The organism is Flavobacterium sp. UGB4466, assembly GCF_903469665.1.
GTDB classification, from domain to species: Bacteria; Bacteroidota; Bacteroidia; order Flavobacteriales; family Flavobacteriaceae; genus Flavobacterium; species Flavobacterium lipolyticum.
Window position 1 is genome coordinate 1 of the sequence record NZ_CAGKLC010000186.1, and the last position, 4,843, is coordinate 4,843.

The 4,843-nt window shown below is 37.4% G+C and carries 5 protein-coding genes; 2 read left to right on the plus strand and 3 right to left on the minus strand.

Features of this window, described 5'->3' with window-relative positions; translation table 11 throughout:
• Positions 1-1,429: 1,429 nt before the first annotated feature.
• A complete protein-coding gene (locus tag JO950_RS21270; RefSeq protein ID WP_202704440.1) occupies positions 1,430-2,452 on the minus strand; it encodes a proline-specific peptidase family protein in 1,023 nt (340 codons plus the stop codon).
• 260 nt (positions 2,453-2,712) lie between these two features.
• Here JO950_RS21270 and JO950_RS21275 point away from each other — a divergent pair, with 260 nt between their 5' ends.
• Positions 2,713-3,549, plus strand: a complete 837-nt coding sequence (locus JO950_RS21275) for an AraC family transcriptional regulator (protein WP_202704436.1) — start codon at positions 2,713-2,715, stop codon at positions 3,547-3,549.
• An 87-nt stretch (positions 3,550-3,636) separates the two neighbouring features.
• The gene (locus tag JO950_RS21280; protein WP_202704437.1) at positions 3,637-4,182 is read left to right on the plus strand and encodes a YbhB/YbcL family Raf kinase inhibitor-like protein; all 546 of its coding nucleotides are present in this window, start codon (positions 3,637-3,639) and stop codon (positions 4,180-4,182) included.
• Between the two features lie 73 nt (positions 4,183-4,255).
• Here JO950_RS21280 and JO950_RS21285 read toward each other — a convergent pair whose 3' ends face one another.
• Together JO950_RS21285 and JO950_RS21290 are read right to left on the minus strand one after the other, a co-directional pair.
• Positions 4,256-4,564, minus strand: a complete 309-nt coding sequence (locus JO950_RS21285) for a hypothetical protein (RefSeq protein WP_202704438.1) — start codon at positions 4,562-4,564, stop codon at positions 4,256-4,258.
• Entirely contained in the window at positions 4,564-4,716 is a 153-nt protein-coding gene (locus JO950_RS21290) for a hypothetical protein (RefSeq protein WP_202704439.1), read from the minus strand. The genes JO950_RS21285 and JO950_RS21290 overlap by 1 nt, the downstream gene beginning before the upstream one ends.
• Between the last annotated feature and the right edge of the window lie 127 nt (positions 4,717-4,843).

Sequence of the window (4,843 nt, forward strand, 5' to 3'; positions counted from 1 at the left end):
GTGGGAGAGTATGTCGTCGCCTTTCTTTTAAGAACCCTATCCAAATCGGATAGGGTTTTTTGTTTTATAACGTTTTTTAAATCTTTGCGTGCTTTGCGTAAATCGTCGCGCTCTTTGTGGTTAAAAAAAATTACACACGGATGATACAGATTCGCCAGGCGAAAACGCGGATTGGAACGGATTTTTTTTTGATTTGCAGAAATGAAAATTGCTTTTGCCCTTTCAGGGCGAAAATGACATTATTTTTATTTATTTCATGGTGCTTTGCACCATGCTCTTGCTTTTCGGGCTTTCAGCCCTTTTTTCTTGCGTGCTTTACGTAAACCTTCGCGCTCTTTGCGGTTAAAAAAAATAATACACGGATGATACAGATTCGCCACGCGAAAACACGGATTGGAACGGATTTTTTTGATTTGCGGAAATGAAAATGGCTTTTGCCCTTTCAGGGCGATAGTTGCTGTTCATTTTGGTTCAGATATAGTGCCTCGCATCATGCTTTTTGCTGTTGGAGTTTTCAGTCCTTTTTCCTTGCGTGCTTTGCGTAAACCTTCGCGCTCTTTGCGGTTAAAAAAAATAGTATGCGAACGATACAGATTCGCCAGGCGAAAACGCGGATCAAAACGGATTTTTTTATTGGCTTTAGATGGCTTTTGCCCTTTCAGGGCGATATTTGCTGTTCATTTTGGTTCATACATAGTGCTTTGCACCATGCTCTCTCTGCTTTTCGGGCTTTCAGCCCTTTTCCTTGTGTGCTTTGCCTAAACCTTCGCGCTCTTTGCGGTTAAAAAAAATAACACACGGATGATACAGCAGATTTTTATGTAGTAGTTGTTAAGGGCTAGGTTGTTCCTTTTGAGATTAGGCTTTTGCTCTTTTAGAGCAATATTTGGCATAATACTTTTAAAGATTAATAAGGGCTGAAAGCCCGAAAAGCAGAGAGCATGGTGCAAAGCGCTATGAAATAAATAGAAATAATTTCATTTTCGCCCTGAAAGGGCAGAAGCCTCGACATAAAGAGAGGAATTTCTATGATTTTGAACAGCATTTTCTGGAAAAGATCGATTTTTCGGTATTAAAAACTAGTAAGAATTGGTTTTCTTTTGCCCTTTCAGGGCGATAGTTGAGGCTCATTTTGGTTCATACGTAGTGCCTCGCATCATGCTCTTTGCTTTTCGGGTTTTCAGTCCTTTTTCCTTGCGTGCTTTGCGTAAATCTTCGCGCTCTTTGCGGTAAAAAACTTTGGTGCCTTTTTTTCTTTAAATATTCTTTTTATTGCAGTATGCGTTAGGGATGGGAGTGATATCCTTTTGCGATGACCATACATTTAAAAAATCCCTGAAACTTCTATCGCAAAAGATTTAGCGGACAGCCCGACCCAAAGAGGAACGCCATAATAATTGTTATTTGCATTAGATTTGAATTTAGTTTGTTATTGGAAAACCTTGGTGTCGACATCGTTTATAAACTGAATTACTCCATTCATGAAGATTTTTTGATCGTCCCACATGGCGAGATGACTTCCGTTTGGGCAATAGAGATAACGTCCTTTTTTGACTAATTTGCTTTGTTCTTCCATAGCTTTCGGATCCATAGTGTCATATTTTGCGCCAATCATTAAGGTTGGGATCGTAATTTCGCGTAAGCGGCTTTTAATATCCCATTTGGCTAAACGACCACTGATGCCAAATTCACTCGGCCCCTGCATTAAGGTATAAATTTCACTATTGATATGCTTGCTGGCACGATTGAGTCCATCCGGCCATTCTTTTAGTCTGCATAGGTGTTTTTGATAAAAATTTGGAAGGAGTAATTCCATATATCGTGGGTTGCTGAAATCTTTTTTGGCTTCAAGGGCTCTGATTTCTGCCAGTACTTCCGGTTTCATTTGTTTTGAAAGTACTTCATCGGCATATTTTCCGTAATCTGGCGCACTGGCCATCATGTTGGATACGAGTAAACCTTTCATGTTTTGTTGATATTTCAGGGCGTATTCCATGGCTAAAATTCCACCCCATGAGTTTCCAAGGACGTAAAAATTGTTGTGATTGGCACCGATTGCTTTGCGTACTTGTTCTACTTCTTCTACAAAACGTTTTGTAGTCCATAAGCTGCTGTCTTTTGGCTGATCGCTATAGTAAGACCCTAACTGATCGTATTCATAAAACTCAAATCCTTCGCGTTGAAAGAATGTCTCAAAGCATTCCATATACTCGTGAGTCATTGCGGGGCCTCCGTGAAGTAACAGTATTTTTATTTTTGGATTGTTTCCAAAACGTTTTGTCCAAACTTTAAATTCTCCAACAGGGGTTTTTATAGGTATCATCCTGACGCCAGCTGATACTACTTCTGACTCTTTATTGTAGGTAAAGTAGTTGGATAATGAATCGGTTTTAGATTCGTTTTTGCAAGAAATCAGCAGTAAAAAGACAAGAATGGCAATACTATAACGCATAATTTTGGAATTAGTGATTTTGAACATTCGTTTCTGATTAAAAATACGAATTTATTTTTGATTGGGCTCAAGGAGAAATTGGTCATAAGATGGATTGAGAATTTATTAAAAAACTCTTAAATCATTAAAGGAATGAAAGTGTGGAAAAAGTTTATATTTACAACTTGTTTGTAATTGCCGTAAGAATTCAAGTTTCCTATCAGCGAATCATGCTGAATTAGTTAACTGTACGATTAAAATTCAATTCTTTTTTTGTTACTATGAATGTACTAACACTTCCTGACGAGTTAAATTTTGATCAATCAAAATTGATCCACGTCTATGATTATACTAGTTCGAAAAGGATTTCTAAACAGCAGATTATTCTGAATCAGAATGTATTTAGTTTTTTGATGGGAGGGACAAAGGAAGTTGTTTTTGATAATTCGGCTGTATCGATCGATGCTTCGAAGTTTCTTATTATGAAATCGGGACATTGTTTAATGACGGAGAAGCTTTCAGATTTGTCTAACTATAGAAGTGTCGTTTTATTTTTTTCGAATGAGATTCTGCTGCGATTTATTAGAAAGATGGAATGGAGAAAGGGGGAAGTTGAAGAATGTAAGTCTGTCCGTGCTTTTGAATATGATGTGTTTCTTAAGCGGTTTGTAGATAGTTTGGTTGATATTTCAAAACTTTCGATTGAGATTAAAAGTAAGTTGCTGGAGGTTAAGTTTGAAGAGTTAATGCTTTATTTGGTGGGAATGTATGGTACAGAGTTTTTATATTCTTTAACAGTAGACAGTGATGATTCTTCGCAAAAATTTTTTCAGATTATTGAAAGCAGTCATCTTAGTAAATTGTCATTAAAGGAGTTGTCTTTTTTGTGTAATATGAGTATTTCGACCTTTAAAAGGGAATTTGAAAAACATTATTCGGAATCACCCATTAAATGGTTTCAGCATAAAAGGCTTGAGTTTGCTCATTATTTACTTCATCAGGAGCAAAGAAGTCCTTCAGAAGTCTATTTTGAAGCAGGTTACGAAAGTTTATCAAGTTTTACTCAGGCTTATAAGTCAAAATATGGAGTGACACCAAAGCAGGCACAGAAAAAGTGAGCTTTTGGCTATAGTTTTTGAGCCTTTGTCTCCATTTACTTTTTATTTTCAGGGTTAAATTTGTTTAAAATCTTAAACCATAGAAGAATGAAAAAAGTAAATGCAATTTTGATAATGTCCTTAATTTTTACCACAACAATTTTCGGACAGAAGACTTTTACACTAACCAGTAAAGATTTGGGAGGTGAGCTTACTAAAGTGCAAGAATTTAAAGGATTTGGCTGTACCGGAGAGAATCAATCTCCTCAGTTGTTTTGGAAGAATGCGCCAGCCGGAACAAAAAGTTTCGCTGTGACGATGTATGATCCTGATGCACCAACGGGAAGTGGATTTTGGCATTGGATTGTATTTGATATTCCTTCAGATGTAAACGAACTGATAACTAATGCGGGTGCTAAAGATAAATTTTCGATAAAAGGTGCTGTTCAAAGCATTACAGATTATGGAATAAAAGGATTTGGGGGGCCTTGTCCGCCGGAAGGCCATGGATTTCATCAATATATCATTACGGTTTATGCTCTTAAAACGGATAAATTAGGACTTGATGAAAATACCAATCCGGCTATCGTAGGGTTTAATTTATGGAATCAGACTTTGGCAAAAGCAAGTATTGTTGCTTATTATAAAAGATAATTATAAAGTGATGTTGAAATTATAAAGCAGGATGTTCTGAGCATCCTGCTTTTTTTATGAAGCATTGTATTAATTAATGATTTAGTTTGTTGTAATCGCGGTCAGTGATAATGTTAATAGAAATTTGTAATATCGGCACATAACTATCGGTTACGGAATAAGCCACCAGCATGAAGGCAAATGTTCCTGCATTGGTTTGCGGATTATTGGTTTGCATCCAGCTGTTTATTCCTTCTGAGATCATATCGGCTATATCTTTTCCATGATCGGCAACGGTCAGTGTGGTTGGAGTCACCAATACTACTGGCACATCTTTTAAGACCATTTGCTCCCGTGCTGTCAAAACGAACCATCCATAGCGGTGCATTTGCAGTGGTGTCACTATTTGCCTTTGGTGGGATTGGCTCCGGTTGCAGCTTTAAGTACGATGCCCGTGTTAGGCTGATTGATGAAAGCAACTTTAAATTGCTCTGCAAAATAGGTCAGTGCCAGCATACCGTTTACACCGTTTTCTGATAGAGGCCGTATAAACACATAGAGACATTGGTTTTAAGAGATGTGAAAAGAGTGAAGAGTGAAGAGTGAAGAGTAAAGAGTGAAGAGTGAAGAGTGAAGAGTGAAGAGTGAAGAGTGAAGAGTGAAGAGTGAAGAGTGAAGAGTG

Excerpts from the sequence above, each read along its gene's own strand:
- JO950_RS21270 (WP_202704440.1), bottom strand. The coding sequence starts at position 2,452 with ATGCGTTATAGTATTGCCATTCTTGTCTTTTTACTGCTGATTTCTTGC.
- JO950_RS21275 (WP_202704436.1), top strand. The coding sequence starts at position 2,713 with ATGAATGTACTAACACTTCCTGACGAGTTAAATTTTGATCAATCAAAA.
- JO950_RS21280 (WP_202704437.1), top strand. The coding sequence starts at position 3,637 with ATGAAAAAAGTAAATGCAATTTTGATAATGTCCTTAATTTTTACCACA.